This window comes from Hymenobacter psychrotolerans DSM 18569 (genome assembly GCF_900142395.1).
Classification (GTDB): Bacteria; Bacteroidota; Bacteroidia; order Cytophagales; family Hymenobacteraceae; genus Hymenobacter; species Hymenobacter psychrotolerans.
Genome location: NZ_FRAS01000015.1, coordinates 48,755 through 70,143, shown reverse-complemented (window position 1 = coordinate 70,143; position 21,389 = coordinate 48,755). Strand labels below are relative to the sequence as shown.

Genomic DNA, 21,389 nt, shown 5'->3' with positions numbered 1-21,389 from the left:
ATATATGTACATACATTTAATGTCCAAACACAGTTCCGCACTTTTATTTTTCTTTCTCACCAAAAGCTGGGTGGCAGCCATTTACCCTCGGTGTCCGTAAGAGGGCCTCTCACCTTTTTCTCCTGTTATCCCATGAAAAACCTCCCTATATCCCTGCTTGCGCTGCTGCTGGCCGTAGCGGCCCCGCTCAGCGCCGCTGCCCAGACCAAAACCGAGCCAGGCCCAACCACCCGTGTTGCCGCCACAGCCTCCGACCAGTATCTGATGCAGAACGGCGAAGTGGTGCTGCGGCAAAACGGCCGTACCGTTTCGCTGTCGAAAAACGTGGTGCTTTCCAACGGGACAAAGGTTAACTATAAAAGCGGAATAGTGGAATTTCCGACCGGCAAGAAAACCACGCTACGCGAAGGCGACTATGTCACCATCGGGGGCGACGTGGTGTTTGCCACGCCGGGCAGCGCCGCTGCCGCCCGCGGCGACAACTCGGTGCCGGCCGATGCCAAGTTTAATAAGTATGTAGACCGGGGTACCACGCCTACGTCCACCACAACTACCATCATCGACTCGCAGGCCAACGACCTGACGACGCTGCTGAGCCGCAAAATCCAGCTCCTGAACGAGAAAATCGGCCTGATGACGCCCAACCCTGCCAACCAGGCGGCCATCGAGAGCCTCAACCAGCAAATCAAGACCCTGGACGCTCAGATTAACCGCTAGCCAGGAAAATTCAGCACGGGAGCCGGCACCGCATACAGCTCGCCGGCTTTTTCGTGCACCAGCCCGAACGGCTCGTCGCGCACGATGAGCAGGCCGTCCAGGTCGCAGATCTGGGCCAGCCCGCTTACCTGCAGCGCCGACCAGATGCCCAGTGACGTTTCGACCATGCAGCCCAGCATGGTTTGCAGGCCGTGGGCCTGGGTTTCGCGCAGAATGCGTAGGCCGTTGCGGTAGCCGCCGGCTTTCATCAGCTTCATGTTTACGCCGTGAAACTGCCGCGCAATGTCGCCGAAGTCGGCCTCATCGGTCACGGATTCATCGGCGAAAAGCGGCCAGGGCGTGCGCGGGTGCAGGTAGCGGTAGGCCTCAGCATGAGCGGCGGGCAGCGGCTGCTCCAGCAGGCGCACCTGCAGGCCGGGCAGCGCGGCCGTGCGCTCCACAAACCGCAGCAGCTCGTCGGGGTCCTGCCAGGCCTCGTTGCCATCAATAAGGAGCGGCCGGCCGGGCAAAATGCCCGTTACCTCGCGCAGCAGGTCATAGCCGGCTTCCTGGTTTACTTTTATTTTGAGCAGCGAGAAGCGCGCCATATCCTGCTCGCGCAGAAAACCGGCTACCTCGCCAGGCTCCATAATAGGCAGCGTGAAGGCGGTAGGTACGGCGGCGGCCGGGGCCGGCGCGCCCAGCCACTGCCATACCGGCTGCCCGGCTTGCGCGGCCTGCAGGTGCACCCACGCCGACTCCAGCGCGAACCGCAGAGCGTGGGCCGGCTGCTGCACGGCCAGCAGCTCCTGCAGCTCTTCTTCGTGCCGTATGTGGCCCAGCCCGGCTTGCTGCAGCTGCTCAAACCCGGCCCGCAGGCTTTCCGGCGTTTCGCCGTAGCGCACGTTGGGAGCCGCTTCGCCAAAACCAACTGCCCCGGGCTTTTCGCCGCGCACCTGCACCAGCAGATTGGTTTTGGTGGTGGAGGCGTTGCGGGAGATTTTCCAGGTGAAACGAAGTGGAAGTTCGAGCGTGGCGAGGGACCAGAGGGGCATGCGGAGCGGCGAAGAAGGGGGTGAGAATTCAAAAAACGGACAACGAAACCCAAAAACCTATCTTTGCTGACATTCCCATTTTTTCCCCTTGCTGCCGCGCATGAAGTTTTCGCGACTCGTTCCTGTTGTTTTGCTGCTGGCCGTAGTGGCCGTGCTGCTCACTGTTTTGGCTGCTTATGGCATAGGCGGCATTAGTTCTGGGGTGGCCCAGGCGGCCCGCTGGCTGTTTCTGGCCGCTTTTGTAGCCTATGCGGTTCAGCGCCGCTCCCTCACCTTCTGGATTGTGGTAAGCATGTTCGTCGGGGCCGAAATCGGCAACGACTACCCGGCTTTCGCCGTCAACCTTAAAGTCCTGAGCGACGCTTTCCTGCGGCTGGTGAAGACCATTATTGCGCCGCTCGTATTCGGGACGCTGGTAGTGGGCATTGCCGGCCACGCCAACCTGAAGCAGGTAGGCAAAATGGGCCTGAAGGCGCTGGTGTACTTCGAAATCGTCACCACGTTTGCCCTGTTCATCGGGCTGGCAGCCATCAACCTCACCAAAGCCGGCGTGGGCATCAGCCAGACGGGCATAGACGTCACCGATGAAAAGCTGCAGACTGTAGAGCAGAGCACCTCCGACATTATCCTGCACATATTCCCCGAAAACATTGCCAAATCCATTGCCGAAGGCCAGGTGCTGCAGGTAGTGGTGTTTGCCATCATCTTCGCCATCGGGCTGGCCATGGTGCACCAGAAGCACCGCCGCCCCATGCTGGAGTGGTCGGAAAGCCTGTCGGAGGTGATGTTTAAGTTCACCAACGTGGTGATGTTCTTTGCACCGCTGGGCGTAGGCGGGGCCCTGGCCTACACGGTGGGCAAAATGGGCTTCGCGCCGCTGCTGAATGCGTTTCAGCTGCTGCTCACGCTCTACGCGGCCCTGATTGTGTTCCTGCTGGTGATTCTGCTGCCCATTGCCTTTATTGCCCGTATTCCGGTGAAGCGCTTCATCAAGGCCATTGCCGAGCCGGTGAGCATTGCCTTTGCCACCACTTCCTCGGAAGCCGCTCTGCCGCGCGCCATGGAAGCCATGGAGGGCCTGGGCGTACCGCGCCGCATAGTTGCCTTCGTGATGCCGACGGGCTACTCCTTCAACCTGGATGGTACCACGCTGTATCTGTCGTTGGCCGCTGTTTTCGTGGCGCAGGCCGCCGGCATCGATCTGTCGCTGGGGCAGCAGCTGATTATGGTGTTCACGCTGATGCTGACCTCGAAAGGCGTGGCCGGTGTGCCGCGCGCCTCCCTCGTGATTCTGCTGGCCACGGTGGCCTCATTCAACCTGCCCGCCTGGCCGGTGTTCATCATTCTGGGTATTGATGCCCTGATGGACATGGCCCGTACGGCCGTCAACGTTATCGGCAACTGCCTGGCTACGGCCGTGGTAGCCCGCTGGGAAGGCGAGTTCATCGACAACTACGTGGCCCCCGACCCGGTAGACGACCTGGCCGAAGCCGACAGCGCCCTGGCTCAGCACGGGCACTAATCCGGCTGCCAGCTGCCCGCTTCCTCAAAGCCTCTCTCCCTTGCCGGAGGGAGGCTTTTTGCTGGCGAAGCGTTTCGGGCAATAAGAACATTTGTTAGATCGTATATTTTCAGATATTATTTATATTAGCAGTGCAATTATCAGTGAACTTCCCCCTCTACATTAGGGGTTCTTAGCGCATCTACCACCAGGCCACCCACCTTATGCACAATCTGCACCGCTCCTTGCTTTCTTTGCTGCTGGCGTCCACGTTATTGGCAGGATGCAAATCAGCTGACCGTATCATGTTCCAGACCCCCAGCCAGCGCCTGAGCAGCCAGCTGCCGCCGCTGGAAATTGAGGTGGATAATGGAGCCCTGATGCAGACGGAAGGCGCGCTGCCCGAAGACCCGATGCGCGTGTTCCGGCAGGAAGTAAGCCAGAACCTGATTGAGCCCGCCGACAGCGCCCGTTTCGGCTACGCCAAGCTGCTGGTAACGCAGGCGGAGGTGAAGCGCACCGGCAAGTTTTTTCAGGGCGTGCAGCTGCTGACCATGATGGTGCCCAGCCTGCTGGGCGTGCCGGTAGAGTACTACCGCACCGGCCTGAAGGCGGAAGTCCAGATTCTGAACGCCCGCAGCGAAGTAATTGGCAGCTACGTGGGTACGGGCCGCTCCAAGGTGCGCGTGGCGATGTACCACGGCTACTCGCAGGCCAATGCGCCCCGCCTCGCCGACGTGCAGGCCCTGCGCCTCGCCCTCGACCAGATCCGGCCGCAGCTGGAAGCCAGCGCCGACACCCTGCGCCAGCAATTACTGGCCGCCGGTCCGCTGGAAACCACCCCTGACGGAACGGGCAGCGGCCAATAGAACAACGACATTACGCTAGTATATAAAGCTCCTTTCCACTTCGGTGGAAAGGAGCTTTTGCGTTGTGGCGCACGCACAGGCGGCGCAACCTTTCAGCGCAGAGTTGCACCTTTGGCTCGTCACTTACTTTGCTTTTCCATGAAACACGCAATGCAGCGCCTGTTGCTGGCTACCTGCCTGCTGGCCTCTCCGCTGGCGCAGGCGCAGAACCCCGCCGGCCCCGCCGCCCCGGATGCCCCGGCCACCCAGCCCGCCGCGCCGGCCCCCGCCTTCCCCTACCCTATGCAGCAGAAGCAGCTGGCCAACGGCCTGAACGTCGTGACGGTGCCGTTCGACTCGCCGGGCCTGGCTTCGTTCTTTCTGGTAGTACGGGCCGGCTCGCGCGACGAAGTGGAGCCGGGCCACACCGGTTTTGCCCACTTCTTTGAGCACGTGATGTTCCGGGGCACCGAAAAGTACTCTAAGGAGAAATACAACAACGTGCTGAAAAGCATCGGGGCCTCGGCCAACGCCAACACCTCCCTGGACCGCACCGTGTACCACATGACCGGCAACGCGACCATGCTGGAAAAGATGTTTGAGGTAGAAGCCGACCGGTTTCAGTTTCTGAAATATCCGGAGCACGAGTTCAAGGCCGAAGCCGGCGCCGTGAAAGGCGAGTACACCAAGAACTCGGCCTCGCTCTACAGCCAGCTCAACGAGAAAGTGGCCGACGCTGCCTTCGACAAGCACACCTACGAGCACACCACGATGGGCTTCTTCAAGGACATCGTGGACATGCCCAACCAATACCAGTACTCGCTCACGTTCTTCGACCGGTTTTACCGCCCCGAGTACACCACGCTGCTGGTTGTGGGCGACGTGAAGGCCGAGGAGGTGAATAAGCTGGCCGACAAATACTTTGCTTCCTGGAAGCGTGGCAGCTACACGCCCGCCATTCAGCCGGAGCCTGCCCAGACGGCCCCGCGCTACGTGCACATTCAGAACCCCAACTTCCCGCCCCTGCTCAGCCTGAGCTACAAAGGCCCGGCCTTCTCCGACCAGAGCAAGGACCTGCCCGCGCTGGACGTGCTGACGACCATGCTGTTCGCCGAAAACTCGCCGCTGTACCAGCAGCTGGTCGTGAAGGAGCAGAAAGTGCGCTTCGTGGGTGGTTCACCCAACATGACCCGAGACCCTTACCTGACCACCATCCGCGCCTCGGTGGTGAAAGCCGAGGACATGCCCTACGTGAAGGAGCAGATTACGAAGGCGCTGGACGACCTCAAAACCAAGCCCATTGATGCCAAACGGCTGGCCGACACCAAATCGGCGCTGAAATACAGCTTCCTGATGAGCCTGGATTCGCCCGACCAGATTGCCAACTCGCTGTCGGAGTTTATCTGGCTGACCGGCAACCCGGAAAGCCTCAACCGCTACTACGCGCTGTACGACCAGGTAACGCCCGCTGATATTCAGACTGTAGCCAAAAAATACTTTGTGCCGGCCGGCCTCACGGTGGGCACCATCGGGCCGGGCGCTACGGGCGGCGTGCAGTAATCCTCTCTTCTGATTTTTCTTCCCATGAACCATACTTTTTCCCGTTTCCTGCTGGCGGCCGCGCTGCTCGGCCCGGCCGGAGCACTATCGGCGCAGGCCGCCGAGCTGGTGGAGCTGCGCCAGCCCAATGCCGCCAAAGTGGTGGTGAAACTGCAGTTCCGCAACGGCTCCGCCGCCGACCCCGCCGGCAAAGAAGGCCTCACGTTCCTGACCTCCCAGCTCGTAACCGAAGGCGGCACCAAAGACATGACCTCGGCCCAGCTGAAGGACTTCCTGTACCCGATGGCCACCCGCTACTATGCCTTCACGGACAAGGAAGTGACCACCTTCACCTTCGAGTTTCACCGCGACTTTATCGATAAGTTTTACCCAGTACTGCGCGGGCTGATGCTCACGCCCAGCTTCACGCAGCAAGACTTCGACCGGCTTAAGTCCAACCAGCTCAACTATGTGGAGCAGGTGATTCGGGCTTCGTCGGACGAGGACTACAGCAAGTTTGCACTGGAAGACCAGCTGTTCCGGGGCACCCGGTTTCAGCACATGACGCGCGGCACCGCCGCCGGCGTGAAGAGCCTGACGCTGGCCGACGTGAAGAAGCACTACGCCGCTGCTTTTGGGCAGGACAACCTGACCATCGGGCTGGCCGGCAACTACCCGGCTTCGTTTGCCAAGCAGCTGGAAGCCGACCTGAAAAAGCTGCCCAAAAGCTCGGTGAAGCCTGCTGTGCCTACGGTAGCCATGCCCAAAGGCATTCGGGTCGAAATCATCAGCAAGCCCGATGCCCTGGGCTCGGCAGTCTACACGGGCTTCCCCATCCGGACTACCCGCGCCAACGACGACTTTGCGGCGCTGATGGTGGCCAACTCGTGGCTGGGGGAGCACCGCAAAAGCTACGGCAAGCTCTACGACAAAATCCGGACGACCCGCTCCATGAACTACGGCGACTACAGCTATGTGGAGTGGTACGAAGGCGGCGGCCAGAACATGCTGCCCGTGCCCGGCGTGCCGCGCCACGCCAACTACGCCAGCCTGTGGCTGCGCCCGGTCCAGATTGCCGAGGGCCTGCGCAAACAATATCCCACCGAGCTGGGCGACCTGAAAGTGGGCCACGCGCCGTTTGCGCTGCGCCTGGCCGTGCGCGAAATGGACAACGTGGTGAAAAACGGCCTCAGCAAGGAGGATTTCGAGCTGACCCGCACCTTCCTGCGCTCCTACGTGAAGCTCTACGGCACTACGCCCGCCAAACAGCTCGGCTTCCTGCTCGACTCGAAGTTTTACGGCCGCAAAGACTGGCTGAAGGAAGTGGACGGCCAGCTGGCCAAGCTGACCGTAGACGACGTAAACCGCGCCATCCGCAAGCACTGGCAGGTGCAGAACATGTTCGTCACCATCGTGACCGACGACAGCGAGGCCCAGCCCCTGGCCGACGTGCTGAAGAACAATACTCCTTCGCCGATGAGCTACGCCAACGTGGTGAAAGCCGGCCTGCCCGCCGATGTAGTGGCCGAGGACAAAGCCGTAGCCGACTACAAGCTGAACGTAACGGACGTGAAAATCGTGGATACGAAAGACACGTTTAAGTAAGCTGAGTTTACGATAGCAGGCTACCTGAAGAAACCGCCCCGGAGAATTTCCGGGGCGGTTTTTCTTTTCCGGTTAAACCTGTTGCCTGGCGGCCCATCTATGCAGTATATTTTGCTAATTCATTCCTTCCCAGCCAGATGAAAGTAATGCTCCTGCCCCGCCTCCTGCTGCTACTGCTCGTACTGCTCACGGCTGCCCCGGCCAGCCAGGCCAAAGGCAACCGGCGCGGCCCCGGCCGCCCAAACCCCGAACTCAAAGCCTACCGGGAGCAGAATGTGCTGCCTGCAGTGCGGCAGCAGCGCCAGAAACTAGAGCCTCAGCTCAGCACCTCCGACCGGGCCCAATTGGCCATTTACCGCACCCAGCTACAGGAGCTACGCCAGCAGAGCCAGGCACTTCGCCAGAGCATCAAACCGGCCGGCACGCAGGCGCCCGGCACGCGCCCCGAAATGACGGAAGCACAGAAGCAGCAGTTTCAGAAGTTACACTCCGACCACAAAGCCCTGATGCAGAACGTGGGCCAGCTGGCGCAGAAATACACCGGCGACATAGCCCGCCTTTCGCAGGAGCTGCAGCCGCAGAAAGAGAAGTGGGCCGCCGACATGAAGGCGCTGGCGTTGAAAAACGCGACACCCGAGCAGCAGGAGAAAGTGGGAAGAATGGCCGGGCGCCTGCGTCCCGTTGCCTCTACCGGCCGGCTTTTCGATCCTCCGGTGTTTCTGCTCATGGACCCCAATGCTCCCGCCAGCCAGCCTGTTTCTGCCCTGGGCAGCACCTCCGTTTACCCGAATCCGGCCGTGACTACCAGCCAGCTGGAGTATGAGGTAAAGAAAGCCGGCCCCGTGCTGGTAGAGCTGCTCGACAGTCGGGGCAATGCGTTGCGCACCGTGGCTACCGAGCCCAGGCAGGAAAAAGGCCCGCACACGGCGCAGGCAAATGTTTCGGAGCTGCCTGCCGGCATTTACTTCTACAAAATCACCACTACATCAGGCTCCGAAACCCGCCGCTTCGTGAAGGAATAAGGACAATTACGCACCTGTTAGCTTCTAAGTCATAATTATACACATTGTTATATTTTTAAATAAAAATGTATTTATGTATGCAATATCATTCAACCTAATCATTAATGTCCTATGAGAAAGTCTTTGTTAGTGGCAGCGTCATTGGCGCTGTGTGTAAGCTTTACTGGTTGTGAGGACCAACGGCAGGAAGTTCAGCCCATAGTTGGCATAGCAACAACGGCTAACTACGAGAATCCCCGTCCTAAATTCGATGGCAATGATTGTGTGGAGAAAGGTGGCGACTGCCTGCCGCCTGTTATCATCAACCCTCCACAACGTGGCACTGCCGCTAATTTTGACAACATTATGTCAGACGCTTCGGCAGTGGGAAAATATTTCAATGGGGCTGACTGGCAACCCATGTTTCCACAGCTAGCCGAAGCAGGCAATGCAGACGTGTTGAAAGCACTTCAATCAGGCACTTGCTATTTCATCAAGTATTATTCCAAAGACTCTGGTAAGTCGTTCTACATTGGTGGCCAGCAAGAAGTAGGGCCAAACAACCATTCAGTAGTGATTCCAATCATCAACCGATAGTTTTCAACCTTTTCTCAAGCAGCTCTGATGCAATTCAGAGCTGCTTTTTTTGCAAAATGAAAAGAAAGTCCATCACTCTCTTCCTAGCAGCAACTACTTTCGTTGCGGGGTGCCAGCTGGACAATAGAAAAAGTATCACCTTGTCACCTACTCAGGAATATTTCAATGCCACAACTCCCTACTCTATAAACCTTAAGCATGCTTCGCAACTGAGATACCGCGAAGATTCCATCACGAAAACCGAACAGCTATATCTATTCAATGAGGAGTACGGCATAATAAACCGCTACGGGCTACGAAAAAAGGATCTTCACGCAGATGGCGTTTATGATATAAGCAAAGTTTTTCCGAATACTCAGATTGTTCCTGAAGGCTTTTACGTTATCAGTGCGGATTCTATTTTATTTTTGAGCGGAGCACGCAATGAATTCTGCCTGACTGATGGCAATTTTGAGCCCAAGTACAGATGGTCGTTGAGTAAAGCTATCCGCCCCTATGGTATATCAATTTACGCCAGCTACCAGCCGTTAGGCTACTGGAAGAAACGCATATACACCCAGCTGGCGCCCAATCTCGGCAGCACCATTCACGACAAAGCCAAATTCAACCAGGCGAATTCAGTACCCAAGGGAGCAGTAACTTTCCTGGGCGAATCTATGCGCCTGCTTAATGAGCAAGGGCACTTCCCTAAGTTCCTTTCCGCAGATCATTCTTATAATACGCATGGCCCTGATTTCTGCGTTACCAACACCGGCACCGCCGTGTATTCGTTCGGCGCATTTCCTGAGCTTTACGTCTATCCTCCTGACGGCAGCCGCAGAAAGGTAATTGCCCGCAGCCGCTACCACCAGCCCCCGCAGGAATTTCCTTTTGAGAAATACATCGATTACCGTTATCTGCGTGAATACAAACTACGCAATTCGGAGTATGGAAATATTCTTCATGATTCGTACCGCCAGGTTTATCTGCGCGTATACGAACACGGAACAGTGGGCCGGGGCGGGGCTTTGCCGATAGATGATTTTTCTAAAAAGCCCTGGAGTCTAATGATTCTGAACGAGGACCTGCAGGTGTTAAAAGAAATTAAATTTCCACATACTTATAATCCGAATTCTATCCTTGTAACCCGGCGAGGATTACTTATTTCTCCGACCCGGCCCGGACTGCCGACATACCAGTCCAAGCAGATTCCGTTTCAATTATTTGTGTATACTCAAGCTCAGAAACCATGAAACTTATCTGTGTCCTGCTAGGTGCAACGTGGCTGGTCAGTAGCTGCCAGTCTGAGCCTTCAGCAAGTGAGGAAGTGGAAATCGTAGCCGCCGCGCCGGCCACTACACAGCCTGCAGTGACTGATGTGCAAACTACATTTCAAACATATCTATACAGTGGCTTTCAGCAAACTATTCCTGAAACTGAGCACTGGTATGTAGTTATTCCTTCTCTCGGCTGTATAGGCTGCAATATAGAGGAACTGAAAGTACTTGCGAAGGGGCCGCAACGTCCTCAGGTAACGGTCCTAGCGGCACATCTGCTTCTGAAACTTTCTGCGCTAGAAAGGAAGCGGCTGGCACAGGTTACGCAGCTGCTGGCCGATACCACGCTGGCAGCTCCCACCCGTCTCGACCAGCTGCCACTACCGTTTCCGGCATATACCGGCCTGATCCGGACACGCGCCGGCAGAGTTCAGGAGTGCATTCCATTCAACAAGGAGGATTTCCCTGCGGCATTTGCCCGGCTTCCCGGCAGCATAGCGCGTAAATGAGCCAGCGGGCCCACGAAAAAGCCAGTCTGCTCCCAGACTGGCTTTTTCGTGGGCAGAAACTGATGGCCGGTTTCCGGCGCTCCGCCGTACGCTAGTATCTTTACGCCCTATGCTTCGCAAACCGCTTACCTGGCTTCTGCTCTTCGTTGTTTCCACGGTGATGGCCGCCTGCTGCGGCTCCGTGGCCTGCGACTGTCAGGATTCCCTTGATGATGCTGTCTTCTTCGACTTCAACCTGAGCCCCACCGCCCCCAACCGCCTCGATTCGGCGGCGGTAGACACGGTGTTCTTCGTGCGGCAGCTGTTGCCCTACCGCGACACCGTTACCACGGGCCGGCCGGCTATTGATACCGTCCAGATACTGCGAGCCGGGCGCGAACGGGGCAACAGCGTGGTACTCAACAACGCCCAGCCATTCGGGCAGCGCGGCACGCGCAAGCTCGACCAGTATTCGTATAAGATTTACCTGGGCAAACGCCGGGCTCCCATCACCAGCTTCGTCGTCGACAGCATTCAGCTCCGGGACGAAATCAGGAGCGACGGCTGCTGCAGCTGCAACACCAACCTGAAGAAGCTCGTGTTTCTCAGGGGCAGAGCGCCTATCGACGCCACGGACCCCGCCGGCCAGGACAAGCCTGTGCCAGTCACGCTGAACCCTTAAGCGCGCCCTGCCACAGCCACCGCCGGGGCGGATACGTATACCCAACTTCTACCGAAAGTCTGGCCGCAATGATTTGGCCACCTTTTGTGTTCCTGTTGTACTATGCTGCCCGAAACCACCGTTGCCCGCCCGCCCAAGTCCGCGTTTCCCTTCAAATCCACGCTCAGCCTCGAGCCTATTATTGCCTATTGGCAGTCGCGCGAGCAGGACGACAACCCGGGCGTGGCCCTGCTGGCCCGCTCCATCGGCGACAAAGTGGCTGCCGAAGCCTGGTGCCGCGGCCCTATCACGGATGTGAGCGTACTGGAGCACAACAGTGACCTGATAGATACCATGATGCTGGCAATGTTCCCGCCAGCCACGTTCCGCTCCGACATCAGCGGGGCAATTGCGCCCTTTCAGCGCCACAGCTTCTACCACACCCCGCGTTTTGCGGAAGTGCTCCTGACGGCCGCCAAAGCCATCAAGCAGCCGCTCAACATCGATACCCAAACGCTGGACCTGCACTCCACGCGCATGGCCTACCAGCTGGTGCTGGACCAGGTGTATGGCGTGCAGATGCCGGACCACGGCAACATTATTTTCACGGTCCCTGATTACAGCATCGGGCTCTACCGCCACTACGGAGTTGAGTTTAACTCTACCTTCCTGGAAGTGCGGGTGGTGGGTCCGCGGCCGGAGCTTACCTCCGAGGAAATTGAGCTGCTGACCCGCAACCCACACCGTATGGACCTGTGGCAGCAGCTGTTGCCGCCGGAGCTGTTTGAGCTGGAAGGCTTCAACATCCTGCACCTCACCGACGTGACGGAGCAGGAAATCCTGTCGGAGCTGAAGTACGACCTGCTGGAGCGGGACGTGCTGCAGGCCTCCGACCGGCTGGAGCAGATTCAGGAGAAGCTGCGGGTGCTGTTCAAGCGGCCGTTCCTGCAGCTCGGCATTGCCGCCTACGACGAGAAAAAACGGGCTTTCGTGGATTTCGGCCGCAAAATCAACCACAGCTTCCTGACCAAGCAACTCCACAGCAAAGATGCCGGCTCCGGCTTCCGCCAGATTTATTCCGAGCTATGGCAGAACCGGCAGCCGCTGGTGCTGGAAGACGTGGAAACGGCGGCTATTCCCGAAGACCTGCGCCAGCAGATTCTTAGTATCGGCATTCGCTCGGCCATACTGGCGCTGCTGCCCTACGGCGACGATACGGTAGGCCTGCTGGAGTTGGGCTCCCCGAACATCGGCGACCTGGACGAGTTTGACATTGAGACCGTTGCCCAGTTTGTGCCGCTGTTCGCCGTGGCGGTAAAGCGCAACGCCGAGGAAATCCAGACGCGGGTGCAGGCCATCATCAAGGAGAAGTTCACGGCTATCCACCCGAGCATGGAGTGGCGTTTCACCACTGCTGCCGAAAACCTGCTGCAGAAGGTGGAAGACGGCAACCGCAACGCCGAGATGGAGGCCATCATCTTCCAGGATGTGTATCCGCTGCACGGCTCCTGCGACATCCGGGGCTCCAGCACGGCCCGCAATGAGGCCATTCAGGGCGACTTGATTGAGCACCTGACGCTGGCCAACAAGGTCCTCAAGAAAGCGTCCGAGTTTCAGGCGCTGCCAATCCTCGACGAACTAAAATTCTATGTCAACAAAAACCTGCGCCGGCTGCGCCAGAGCCTGATTTCGGGTGATGAGGTGAGCATCTTCGAGTCGCTGAAGAGCGAAGTGGAGCCGCTGTTTGAGTACCTGGGGCAGAATACGCCGGAGCTGCAGCCGGTTATTGCGCAATACTGGTCGAATATCGATGCGGAGCTGGGCATTCTCTACAAGCGCCGCCGGGCCTTCGAGGAAAGCACCACCCTGCTCAATGACACCGTGAGCGACTACCTCGACGAAGAGGAGGAAAAGGCCCAGCAGATGTTTCCGCACTACTTCCAGCGCTTCAAGACCGATGGCGTGGAGTACAACATCTACGTGGGTGCCTCGCTGGTAGAGCACAAGCCCTTCGACCTGGTTTTTCTGAAAAACCTGCGGCTGTGGCAGTTGCTCACCATGATTGAGATTACGCGCCGCACCATGGCCCTCAAGCCGCAGCTGCCCGTACCGCTCGATACCACCCAGCTCATCCTCATTCATAGCCAGCCGCTGGCCATCCGGTTCCGGCAGGATGAGCGCCAGTTCGACGTGGACGGCGCCTACAACATTCGCTACGAAATCATCAAGAAGCGCATCGACAAGGCCACCGTGCAGGGCACCGGTGAGCGGCTCACGCAGCCCGGCCACATTGCGCTGGTGTATTCGCAGCAGCGCGAAGCCGACGAATACCTCGAATACCTCGACTATCTGCAGGACCGCGGCCTGCTCGAACCCGAAATAGAAGAGCTTGAGTTGGAAGAGCTGCAGGGCGTGAAAGGCCTGCTGGCTTTGCGCGTGAAAGTGCGCATCAGCTAATCTGCCCCGCGCGAAACCACCGAAGGAAGCCGCTTCACTCCCTCCCAGAGGGCTTGGGGCGGCTTTTTTGTACTGTAAAGTTGAGGGTTCCTGCCGCTGTTTCGAGGGAGAATCACCCACAGGCTATGCTTTTCCGAGTGGCTGGCTAAGCCAGCGTGTAGCGCTGTCCGCTGGCGAGTACAGAGCTACTGCTTGGTGAGTTGGCCACGTGAAAGCACGCTAGAGCTGTTGCTCTTCTCGCCAGTACAGCCGCAGCGCGGTACGCAGCAGAATCAGCCAGAGCAAGCCCGCCGCGAAGCCCGCCAGCACGTCGGTAGCGTAGTGCACCTGCAGGTACACCCGCGTCAGGCCAATGAGCACGGCCCATAGCAGGAGCAGCAGGCCCCAGACTGGGTGCCGGCCGTGCCGCCAGAGCAGCCACGCCAGGCAGCCGTAGAGCGCCATCCCAATCATGGCGTGGCCGCTAGGAAAGCTCAGGCCCAACTGAGCAAGCAGCGCCGTGGTTGGGCGGGGCCGCTGGAAATGCATTTTGAGCAGTTGGTTGAGGATAGCCGAGCCGGCCACAGCCAGCAGTAGCTCCAGCGCTTCCCGCTTACGCCCACGCCAGCGTAGGGCAGCCGGCAGCAGCACCCCGGCAGGCGCCAGGAAAGGCAGCGAGGCGAAAAACGTTACGAAATGCACCACACTCGTCAGGGCGGGCCAGGCAGCCCGCAGCGCATTTGCCTGCGCGATGGCCCAGTTGTCGAAGGTGAGCGAATGCGCCACAAACACTACCCGTGTGAGGTAGAAAAACAGCAGCAGCGACGCCAGAAACACGCTGCCTATCACCAATGCTTCCAGGGTGAGGAGGCTAAGCAGGGCAAGCAGACGGGCCGTAAGCTTCTTCATAAATCACGGAGTGGCGCGGCTTTCTACGGACTTCCCGGGCTGCGTGGCCGTTGGCCGACTCCCGACAAAGCGGCTTGGTCTCTCTGGGCAGCAGCATGGGCCGCCGCTCCTGTGGCTCTTGCGCCGCAGCCGGGAGGCAGTAACGCCCGATACCGCGCGGACGGCGCCACCGAAGAAAACAAAAAAGCCGGCCCATTTCTGGACCGGCTTTCGTGCGCTCGGAGAGACTCGAACTCTCACACCTTTCGGAACTGCCGCCTGAAGACAGCGCGTCTACCAATTTCGCCACAAGCGCAGCACGTTTATCAAGCGGTTTCCCTTGCGGGGTGTCGTTTGATGATGCAAAGATAGAGACAAGTTTGAGCACCAGACAAGTTTCGCGCAAAAAAACCGCATAAATATTTCTCTAAAAATTCGCTTTTCAGGCTATTCAGGCTGTTTTTCAGTTAATTGCGGTGCGTTTTTAAATTTCATTTTCACTCGTTTTTCCAGTTGCTTGAGTAGTGGAATGGCTACTATCAGCCACACCAGACCGGCCGTGAACCCCGCCAGCACATCGGTGGCGTAGTGCACGCGCAGGTACACGCGGGTCAGGCCGATGAGCAGAACCAGCGTAACCAGGCCGCCGGTGAGCAGCCACCGCAGCCAGGGGCGCTGCACATGCGTCTGCACCAGATACACCAGCAGCCCATAAAACGACGCCGAAATCATGGCGTGGCCGCTGGGAAAGCTCAGGCCCGAGGCCGACACCAGCGGCAGCAGCGGCCGGGGCCGGTTGTAGAAGCTTTTCAGCACCAGATTGAGCGTGATGCTGCCCAGCGCCACCACCGGAATCAGCAGAGAGTACCAGCGGTGCCGGCGCACCACCAGAAACCACCCAATGAGCAGCAGCCCCGCCACCGTGATGAAATTGCGGGAGGCAAAGAACGTGACGGCCTCTACCCACTGCTGCCTGGGCCCCAACAGCCGACGCGCCCACTGAAAAGCGGCGGCATCAAACGTGGCCGCGTCCTGGTCGAACACTTCACGACCCAGCGCCAGAAACCCTACCACCCCGGCAATTCCAAGAAACAAGGCCAGGGCAAACTCGGTCAGTAAGAGAGTGAAGCCGGCCAGCAGGCGGCGCAAATGGTTGGTCATACAATCAAACAAACGTAGGCAGTAGCTTGCGCCCGGCGACCTGGTGTGCGGCCAGTGCGGAGCAACTGCACGTACGGCCAAACCGCCTCGCCGGTCGGAACGCCCCGGTTGTCAGCTCTTCGGCCGATTCCTTTTTCTCCTGATGCCCCTTTTCTTGCCCGACTCCGGCTTCGACCGGGTAGCTGCTTTCTACGACCCGCTGGCCCGCCTGGTATTTGGCGGAGCTTTGCAGCAGGCCCAGCTGGCGGCGCTGGAGGCCGGGCTGCCGGAAGGTGCACCGGTCGTGCTTCTCATTGGCGGAGGCACGGGCTGGGTATTGCCGCAGGTGCTGCGCCGCCGCCCCCAGGCCCGGGTAGTGTATCTGGAGGCTTCCCCGGAAATGCTGGCCCGCTCGCAGGCGTTGCTGGCTCAGGTGCTGCCGGCAGCTATGGCTCAGGTGGAGTTCCGGCTAGGCACAGAAGCCGCACTTGCCCGCGGCGAAGCATTCGACGCAGTACTTACCTTCTTTTTTCTTGACCTGTTTGAGCCACAACGCCTGCGCCAGCTGATGGCCCGGCTGGATGCGGTCCGCCGCCCCGAAGCGCCCTGGCTGCTGGCCGATTTTGCGGCTCCCCGGCGCTGGTGGCACCGGGGGCTGCTGGCAGCCATGTACGGCTTCTTCCGGCTCACTACCGGCATCAGTGGCCGGCACCGCCCGCCGATTCAGGATGAGCTGGCACGCCTGCAGCTGCGCCGGAGCAACCACACGGCATTCTTCGGTGGTATGGTGGAGGCCGAAGTATGGCAGCCCGCGGTGCGGCAGCAGGCCACAGAAAACGCCGCCTGAAACGCCGCCGCCTCTTACATTTACGGCCAGTCCTTCCCTCCTACTTTGCTCCTGACTTTATGCGGAAATCAGCCGCTCTGCTTTTTCTGGCCCTTCCTCTGGCCCTCAGCCAGCCGGCAGCGGCGCAGGCTCCGACTCGTTATAATGTGGCTTTCCCCAACGCCGTGCACCACGAGGCGCGCATCAGCGTGACGTTTGCGGAGGTGCCGGCCGCGCCGCTGCAGGTGCGTATGGCCCGCTCTTCGCCCGGCCGCTACGCGCTTCACGAATTCGCCAAGAACGTGTATGATGTGCAGGCCACCGACTCGAAAGGCAAGCCGCTGACCGTAACCAAACCCGACCCCTACGGCTGGGACGTGGCCGGCCACGATGGCACGGTGGTATTCACCTACACCCTCTTCGGCGACCGGACCGACGGCACATATGCCGGTATCGACAGCCGCCACGCCCACCTGAACGCGCCGGCTGCCCTGGCTTTTGCGCGGGGGCTGGAGCAGCGGCCGGCTGAGGTGAAGTTTGACGTGCCACCGGGCTGGACAGTAGCCACGCAGCTGCGGCCCGATGCCGCGACGGGCACCTACTACGCCCCCAACACGCAGTACCTCATGGACTCGCCCACGTCGCTGGGGCCGCACAAGCTGCGTACGTGGCAGGAACGCGGCAAAACCATTGAGCTACAGGTGCTGCACGACGGCACCGATGCCGAGCTGGACACCTACACGGAGCAAACCAAGAAGATAGTGAAGGAGGCAGGAGCTGTTTTCGGGGGCCTACCCGACTACGACTTCGGGCGCTATACGTTCATTGCCAACTACATGCCGCAAACCAGCAGCGACGGAATGGAGCACCGCAACTCTACGTCGCTGACCAGCAGCCGGCCCCTACGCGGCCCCGGCGCGCTGGACAATCTGGGCACCGTGTCGCATGAGTTTTTCCACGGCTGGAACGTGGAGCGCATCCGGCCGCAGGACCTGGAGCCGTTTGACTTTTCTAAGGCCAACATGAGCAGCAACCTCTGGTTTGCGGAAGGCTTCACGCAGTACTACGGCGAGCTGCTGCTGCGCCGCGCCGGCATATACACCGATGCTGAGTACTGCCAGGAAGCCGTGGGGCCGCTGGTGAATGCTATGCTGAACTCGCCGGGCGCGGCCCGCTACTCGCCGGTGTATATGAGCCAGCAGGCTCCCTTCGTGGATGCCGCCGCCGCCATCGACCCGAACAACCGCGCCAATACCTACCTGAGCTACTACTACATCGGGGGCGCGAATGCGCTGGCCCTGGACCTGCTGCTGCGCCAGAACCACAAAACCGACCTCGATACTTACATGCGGGCCGTGTGGGAGCAGCACGGCAAAGCCCAGCGCGACTTTGCGCCCGTGCGGCCTTACACACTGCCGGACCTGCAGCGCATTCTGGGCGAAGTGTCGAAGGATACGGCTTTTGCCGGCACGTTCTTCCGCCGCCACATCTACGGCCACGAGCTGCCCAAATTCGACGAGTTGCTGGCCCCGGCCGGCCTGCAGGTGCGCCGCGCCCGCGCCGGACAAGCCAGCCTGGGCAGCCGCACCACGTTCAACCCCGCCGACAGCTCCGCCACGCTCGGCACCACGCTTCTGGGCAGCGCCCTCTACCAGGCCGGCCTCGACCGGGAAGATGTGCTGCTGAAAGTAGACGGCCAGCGCCTGCCCACCAGCCAGGCCCTCACCAAAATCATGGCCGCGCACAAGCCCGGCGACACGGTGCCGCTGGAAGTGCGCACCCGCGACGGAGTCCGCACGGTGCAGGTGACGCTGCAGGAAGACCCCGCGCTGGAGGTAGTACCGCTGCCCAACGCCACCCGCAAGCAGCTGGCTTTCCGCAAAGCCTGGCTGGCCGGCAAGGCTAAGTAAGCCGCACGAGCTACCACTAAAAAAGCCTCTTTTCCACGGAACAGAGGCTTTTTTAGTGGCGGAAACTAATCTGTTAGCGCCGACGCCCGAAGATGCGCAGCAGGAACAGGAAGAGGTTCACGAAATCCAGATACAGCGTGAGGGCACCCAGCACGGCGGCTTTGCGGTCGGTAGCGTCGTCTTGGTAGCCCAGGAAAGCCAGCATTTTCACTTTCTGGGTGTCGTAGGCCGTGAGGGCCGTGAACAGCAGCACGCCCACGAAGCTGGAAATCCAGTAGAGGGCCGGGCTGTTGAGGAAAATATTCACGACCGACGCAATGATGAGGCCGATAAGCCCCATGAACAGCAGATTTCCCCACCGGGAAAGGTCGGTGCGGGTGAAGTAGCCGTACAGGCTCATCACGCCGAACGTGCCGGCCGTAATGAAGAAGGTGGAGGAAATCGACTCCATAGTGTACACCATGAAGATGATGCCCAACGTAAGGCCATTGAGCACCGAATAGCCCATAAATGCGGCCGTAGTCGTGCCGGCCGACCACTCAAACGCCTTGCGCGACAGGAAGCCAACCACCACAATTTCGGCCAGCAGCAAGCCCAGGAATACGAACCGGTTGCCGAATACCAGCTCCTGCAATACCGGCATTGAGGCAACGGCCATTGCCACAGCCCCGCTGACGGCCAAGGCCCCGGCCATCCAGCCGTATACCTGCACCATAAAGCGCGACATCACCTGCGACGCTTCCTCCGGTGACAAGGTGATTTGTGCCTGCGGCTCCTGATAGTCTTCAGAAGTAAAGTCTTCCATGAAAATAGAAATGGGAGTGAGAGATAGAGACGAGGCAAATTAGGAGTTTGCCAGGCACAAACCTACCCCCACCCCGGCAGGCAACGTCCTACGGCTACCTTTGCATTATGCCCACTCCGGACCGCCGCCTGCCCCACATCTACCTCATCATCCTCATCGACGTGATTGTGGGGGCGGCTATCGGGCCGGTGATGCCGGAGTTTGTGCGCGGGCTGCCGGAGCCGCAGCTGTGGCTTTCCGTCGGGACGGGGCTGTTTCTGGGGGTGCAGCTGTTTTCGGCACCGGTGCTCGGGCGGCTCAGCGACGGGTACGGGCGGCGGCCCATCTTTATTCTGTCGGCGGTGGGCACGCTGCTGGCCAATGCGCTGCTGCTGCCGGTACGAGCGGGGCTGTTTTTCGTGAACCGCGCCTCCGACGGCCTCACCAACGGCATGTACGCCACCGTACGCTCGGCCATCACCGACATTTCCGACCCCGACAAGCTGTTCAAAAATCTGGGCGTGGAAGGCGCCATCATCTCGCTGGGCTTTGTGCTGGGCCCCATGGTGTCGGGGGCGCTGCTGACGGTGCTGGAGGTGCCAACCGGCCAGGAAGCTGCCTACGTGGTGCGGCTGGGACTGGTGCTGGCGGCCCTGAACGTGCTGCTGAGCGTGTTCCTGCGCGAAACGCACACCCGCCGCAACGGCGTGCGGGGCGCTGAGCTGCGCAGTGAGCTGGCCCTGGCCCTCAACCCGCTCACGCTCTGGGCGCGGCTGCGCGACAAAGAAGCGGCCACGCCCGGCCTTCGCCGCATTGTGCTCACGCAGGTGGCTCTCACGCTCAGCACGGGCTACTATTTCTATATGGTGCCGTTCATGAGCCTGGGCGAACTGCAGATGGACGCGCGCTCCATCTCCTACTTTTTCATGTGCTTCGGCGCGCTCAGCATCGTGCTCAACTACGTGTTTTACACTTACTTCGCCGACCGGATCAACCAGCGCCGGGCCATTGTGTGGCTGGCGGCCCTGGGTGCGCCCGTGCTGGCCGCCTACGGGCTGGTGGGCACGTCGGTGGTGGCGCTGTACGTGGTCGTCGTCATCGACTGCCTGACGCTGTCCTTGATTCAGGGGCTGCTGGAAGGCCTGCTCGCCCAGCGCACCACCGATGCTGACCGGGGCGAAATTTTCGGCTTGAACCAGGCGTTTCAGGGGCTGGCCAGCTTTGTCACTACGCTGGTGTTCGGGGGCCTTTCGGTGCTGGATCTGCGGCTGCCGTGGGCCTGGTTTACGCTGTGCCTGGTGGCAGTGGCGGTGCTGGCCGCGTGGCGCATGCCCAGCCGGCCGGTAGCTAGCCCCGCGCCCGAAGCCCGCTAATCACCTAAGTTGCGTGCTGCTATGCTGATGATGAGGCCCAGGGCACTCAGCCACAGAATCCGGCGGCCGTGGGCGCGGTCGGCTTCGGAGTAAGCAAGTAGCTGGCGGCCATCGGGCAGCGTTTTGCGGTGCGACGACAGGTGCCAGCCAATCAGAAGGCCCAACAAGCCGCCCAGCAGCGCAAACAGGTAGCCCGCCACAATCCAGGTTTTCTGGCTTTCCTCGGGCTGGGCCAGCGCCGCCAGCCGGTTTTGGCGCAGCAGCAGCACCGTATCTTCCGACACGTCGCGGCCGCGCTGCTGCAGAATCCGGCGGGCCAGCGTTACATCGAAGTTGCTCCACTCGTCGGGCTTGGCCAGGATGTCGAACAGCTCGTCGTCGGTGAAGCCAAACAGGTAGTGGTCGGCATCCACCTCGGTGGTGCGCTGCTCATTGATGGCCGCTTCCAGGCCGCGGGCCGTCAGGAAGTCCTGTTGCCGCAGTTTCACGGTAAACTGGGCGCGGGCGTTGTTGTAAGCGAAAGCGGGGTCGAAGCTGTGCTGGTCGGAGTTGGTTTCGAAGGGAATTTCCTGCTGGCTGAGCAGCATAAGCAGCGGCTGAGCGGCCTCGGCTGTCAGGAAGGTCTGGTACTGGATAAACTCAGCGGGCATAGTGCAACAGGAATAATTCGGCGCTAGATACCAACTTTTTAGCGGGCTGGCGGTACCTTTTCAGGAGCCGCGCCCGCCTCGTGCCACTTTCCGGGGTCGTTTCGCGTCTATTGAGTATCCGCCGTCCTATTTTTG

19 protein-coding genes and 1 tRNA gene are annotated in these 21,389 nt (G+C 59.9%); 14 read left to right on the top strand and 6 right to left on the bottom strand.

Annotated elements, in window-relative coordinates:
• Nucleotides 1–132 precede the first annotated feature (132 nt).
• Nucleotides 133–717, top strand: coding sequence for a DUF6799 domain-containing protein (locus BUE15_RS14050; protein WP_073286256.1), 585 nt, complete (start codon nt 133–135; stop codon nt 715–717).
• Here the strand turns inward: BUE15_RS14050 and BUE15_RS14045 are convergent.
• The gene (locus tag BUE15_RS14045; protein WP_073286253.1) at nt 714–1,751 is read right to left on the bottom strand and encodes a dipeptide epimerase; all 1,038 of its coding nucleotides are present in this window, start codon (nt 1,749–1,751) and stop codon (nt 714–716) included. The genes BUE15_RS14050 and BUE15_RS14045 overlap by 4 nt on opposite strands.
• 100 nt (nt 1,752–1,851) lie before the next feature.
• Here BUE15_RS14045 and BUE15_RS14040 point away from each other — a divergent pair, with 100 nt between their 5' ends.
• The 10 genes from BUE15_RS14040 (at nt 1,852) to BUE15_RS14000 (ending at nt 13,704) form a co-directional block, all read left to right on the top strand.
• Nucleotides 1,852–3,273, top strand: a complete 1,422-nt coding sequence (locus BUE15_RS14040; protein ID WP_073286395.1) for a dicarboxylate/amino acid:cation symporter — start codon at nt 1,852–1,854, stop codon at nt 3,271–3,273.
• Nucleotides 3,274–3,557: 284 nt separating this feature from the next.
• Nucleotides 3,558–4,121, top strand: a complete 564-nt coding sequence (locus BUE15_RS14035; RefSeq protein ID WP_073286250.1) for a hypothetical protein — start codon at nt 3,558–3,560, stop codon at nt 4,119–4,121.
• A 138-nt stretch (nt 4,122–4,259) separates the two neighbouring features.
• A complete protein-coding gene (locus BUE15_RS14030; protein WP_084549060.1) occupies nt 4,260–5,660 on the top strand; it encodes a M16 family metallopeptidase in 1,401 nt (466 codons plus the stop codon).
• Between the two features lie 24 nt (nt 5,661–5,684).
• Nucleotides 5,685–7,244 carry a M16 family metallopeptidase gene (locus BUE15_RS14025; RefSeq protein WP_073286243.1) on the top strand — a complete coding sequence of 520 codons (1,560 nt, stop codon included), beginning with the start codon at nt 5,685–5,687 and terminating at the stop codon, nt 7,242–7,244.
• 137 nt (nt 7,245–7,381) lie between these two features.
• A complete protein-coding gene (locus BUE15_RS14020) occupies nt 7,382–8,266 on the top strand; it encodes a T9SS type A sorting domain-containing protein (protein WP_073286240.1) in 885 nt (294 codons plus the stop codon).
• A gap of 111 nt (nt 8,267–8,377) precedes the next feature.
• The gene (locus BUE15_RS21630; RefSeq protein ID WP_139252309.1) at nt 8,378–8,842 is read left to right on the top strand and encodes a hypothetical protein; all 465 of its coding nucleotides are present in this window, start codon (nt 8,378–8,380) and stop codon (nt 8,840–8,842) included.
• Nucleotides 8,843–8,898: 56 nt separating this feature from the next.
• Entirely contained in the window at nt 8,899–10,074 is a 1,176-nt protein-coding gene (locus BUE15_RS14015; RefSeq protein WP_073286237.1) for a DUF4221 family protein, read from the top strand.
• Nucleotides 10,071–10,607 carry a hypothetical protein gene (locus tag BUE15_RS14010; RefSeq protein ID WP_073286234.1) on the top strand — a complete coding sequence of 179 codons (537 nt, stop codon included), beginning with the start codon at nt 10,071–10,073 and terminating at the stop codon, nt 10,605–10,607. The genes BUE15_RS14015 and BUE15_RS14010 overlap by 4 nt, the downstream gene beginning before the upstream one ends.
• Nucleotides 10,608–10,716: 109 nt before the next feature.
• Nucleotides 10,717–11,268: a hypothetical protein gene (locus BUE15_RS14005; RefSeq protein ID WP_073286231.1), complete on the top strand. Its 552-nt coding sequence runs from the start codon at nt 10,717–10,719 to the stop codon at nt 11,266–11,268.
• Nucleotides 11,269–11,370: 102 nt separating this feature from the next.
• Nucleotides 11,371–13,704 carry a GAF domain-containing protein gene (locus BUE15_RS14000; RefSeq protein ID WP_073286229.1) on the top strand — a complete coding sequence of 778 codons (2,334 nt, stop codon included), beginning with the start codon at nt 11,371–11,373 and terminating at the stop codon, nt 13,702–13,704.
• Nucleotides 13,705–13,923: 219 nt separating this feature from the next.
• Here BUE15_RS14000 and BUE15_RS13995 read toward each other — a convergent pair whose 3' ends face one another.
• The 3 genes from BUE15_RS13995 to BUE15_RS13985 all read right to left on the bottom strand — a co-directional run bounded on the left by BUE15_RS13995 (nt 13,924) and on the right by BUE15_RS13985 (nt 15,732).
• Nucleotides 13,924–14,592: a phosphatase PAP2 family protein gene (locus tag BUE15_RS13995; RefSeq protein ID WP_084549059.1), complete on the bottom strand. Its 669-nt coding sequence runs from the start codon at nt 14,590–14,592 to the stop codon at nt 13,924–13,926.
• A gap of 213 nt (nt 14,593–14,805) precedes the next feature.
• Nucleotides 14,806–14,887, bottom strand: a tRNA-Leu gene (locus BUE15_RS13990).
• A gap of 131 nt (nt 14,888–15,018) precedes the next feature.
• Nucleotides 15,019–15,732: a phosphatase PAP2 family protein gene (locus BUE15_RS13985; protein ID WP_073286223.1), complete on the bottom strand. Its 714-nt coding sequence runs from the start codon at nt 15,730–15,732 to the stop codon at nt 15,019–15,021.
• Nucleotides 15,733–15,874: 142 nt separating this feature from the next.
• Here BUE15_RS13985 and BUE15_RS13980 point away from each other — a divergent pair, with 142 nt between their 5' ends.
• Nucleotides 15,875–16,558 carry a class I SAM-dependent methyltransferase gene (locus BUE15_RS13980; RefSeq protein WP_073286220.1) on the top strand — a complete coding sequence of 228 codons (684 nt, stop codon included), beginning with the start codon at nt 15,875–15,877 and terminating at the stop codon, nt 16,556–16,558.
• A 59-nt stretch (nt 16,559–16,617) separates the two neighbouring features.
• Nucleotides 16,618–18,447: a M61 family metallopeptidase gene (locus BUE15_RS13975; RefSeq protein WP_073286217.1), complete on the top strand. Its 1,830-nt coding sequence runs from the start codon at nt 16,618–16,620 to the stop codon at nt 18,445–18,447.
• 73 nt (nt 18,448–18,520) lie between these two features.
• Here BUE15_RS13975 and BUE15_RS13970 read toward each other — a convergent pair whose 3' ends face one another.
• Nucleotides 18,521–19,252: a Bax inhibitor-1/YccA family protein gene (locus tag BUE15_RS13970; RefSeq protein WP_073286214.1), complete on the bottom strand. Its 732-nt coding sequence runs from the start codon at nt 19,250–19,252 to the stop codon at nt 18,521–18,523.
• Between the two features lie 107 nt (nt 19,253–19,359).
• Here BUE15_RS13970 and BUE15_RS13965 point away from each other — a divergent pair, with 107 nt between their 5' ends.
• On the top strand, nt 19,360–20,604 hold the full coding sequence (locus BUE15_RS13965) for an MFS transporter (RefSeq protein ID WP_073286212.1): 1,245 nt from the start codon (nt 19,360–19,362) through the stop codon (nt 20,602–20,604).
• Here the strand turns inward: BUE15_RS13965 and BUE15_RS13960 are convergent.
• Nucleotides 20,601–21,254: a hypothetical protein gene (locus BUE15_RS13960; protein WP_073286209.1), complete on the bottom strand. Its 654-nt coding sequence runs from the start codon at nt 21,252–21,254 to the stop codon at nt 20,601–20,603. The two genes, BUE15_RS13965 and BUE15_RS13960, sit on opposite strands and share 4 nt — an antisense overlap.
• Nucleotides 21,255–21,389 lie beyond the last annotated feature (135 nt).

Coding starts and splice junctions, on each gene's coding strand:
- BUE15_RS14035 (WP_073286250.1), top strand. CDS start 3,558: ATGTTCCAGACCCCCAGCCAGCGCCTGAGCAGCCAGCTGCCGCCGCTG.
- BUE15_RS13995 (WP_084549059.1), bottom strand. CDS start 14,592: ATGAAGAAGCTTACGGCCCGTCTGCTTGCCCTGCTTAGCCTCCTCACC.
- BUE15_RS14000 (WP_073286229.1), top strand. CDS start 11,371: ATGCTGCCCGAAACCACCGTTGCCCGCCCGCCCAAGTCCGCGTTTCCC.
- BUE15_RS14010 (WP_073286234.1), top strand. CDS start 10,071: ATGAAACTTATCTGTGTCCTGCTAGGTGCAACGTGGCTGGTCAGTAGC.
- BUE15_RS13975 (WP_073286217.1), top strand. CDS start 16,618: ATGCGGAAATCAGCCGCTCTGCTTTTTCTGGCCCTTCCTCTGGCCCTC.
- BUE15_RS14030 (WP_084549060.1), top strand. CDS start 4,260: ATGAAACACGCAATGCAGCGCCTGTTGCTGGCTACCTGCCTGCTGGCC.
- BUE15_RS14045 (WP_073286253.1), bottom strand. CDS start 1,751: ATGCCCCTCTGGTCCCTCGCCACGCTCGAACTTCCACTTCGTTTCACC.
- BUE15_RS13980 (WP_073286220.1), top strand. CDS start 15,875: ATGCCCCTTTTCTTGCCCGACTCCGGCTTCGACCGGGTAGCTGCTTTC.
- BUE15_RS14015 (WP_073286237.1), top strand. CDS start 8,899: ATGAAAAGAAAGTCCATCACTCTCTTCCTAGCAGCAACTACTTTCGTT.
- BUE15_RS13985 (WP_073286223.1), bottom strand. CDS start 15,732: ATGACCAACCATTTGCGCCGCCTGCTGGCCGGCTTCACTCTCTTACTG.
- BUE15_RS13965 (WP_073286212.1), top strand. CDS start 19,360: ATGCCCACTCCGGACCGCCGCCTGCCCCACATCTACCTCATCATCCTC.
- BUE15_RS14005 (WP_073286231.1), top strand. CDS start 10,717: ATGCTTCGCAAACCGCTTACCTGGCTTCTGCTCTTCGTTGTTTCCACG.
- BUE15_RS14025 (WP_073286243.1), top strand. CDS start 5,685: ATGAACCATACTTTTTCCCGTTTCCTGCTGGCGGCCGCGCTGCTCGGC.
- BUE15_RS13960 (WP_073286209.1), bottom strand. CDS start 21,254: ATGCCCGCTGAGTTTATCCAGTACCAGACCTTCCTGACAGCCGAGGCC.
- BUE15_RS21630 (WP_139252309.1), top strand. CDS start 8,378: ATGAGAAAGTCTTTGTTAGTGGCAGCGTCATTGGCGCTGTGTGTAAGC.
- BUE15_RS13970 (WP_073286214.1), bottom strand. CDS start 19,252: ATGGAAGACTTTACTTCTGAAGACTATCAGGAGCCGCAGGCACAAATC.
- BUE15_RS14020 (WP_073286240.1), top strand. CDS start 7,382: ATGAAAGTAATGCTCCTGCCCCGCCTCCTGCTGCTACTGCTCGTACTG.
- BUE15_RS14050 (WP_073286256.1), top strand. CDS start 133: ATGAAAAACCTCCCTATATCCCTGCTTGCGCTGCTGCTGGCCGTAGCG.
- BUE15_RS14040 (WP_073286395.1), top strand. CDS start 1,852: ATGAAGTTTTCGCGACTCGTTCCTGTTGTTTTGCTGCTGGCCGTAGTG.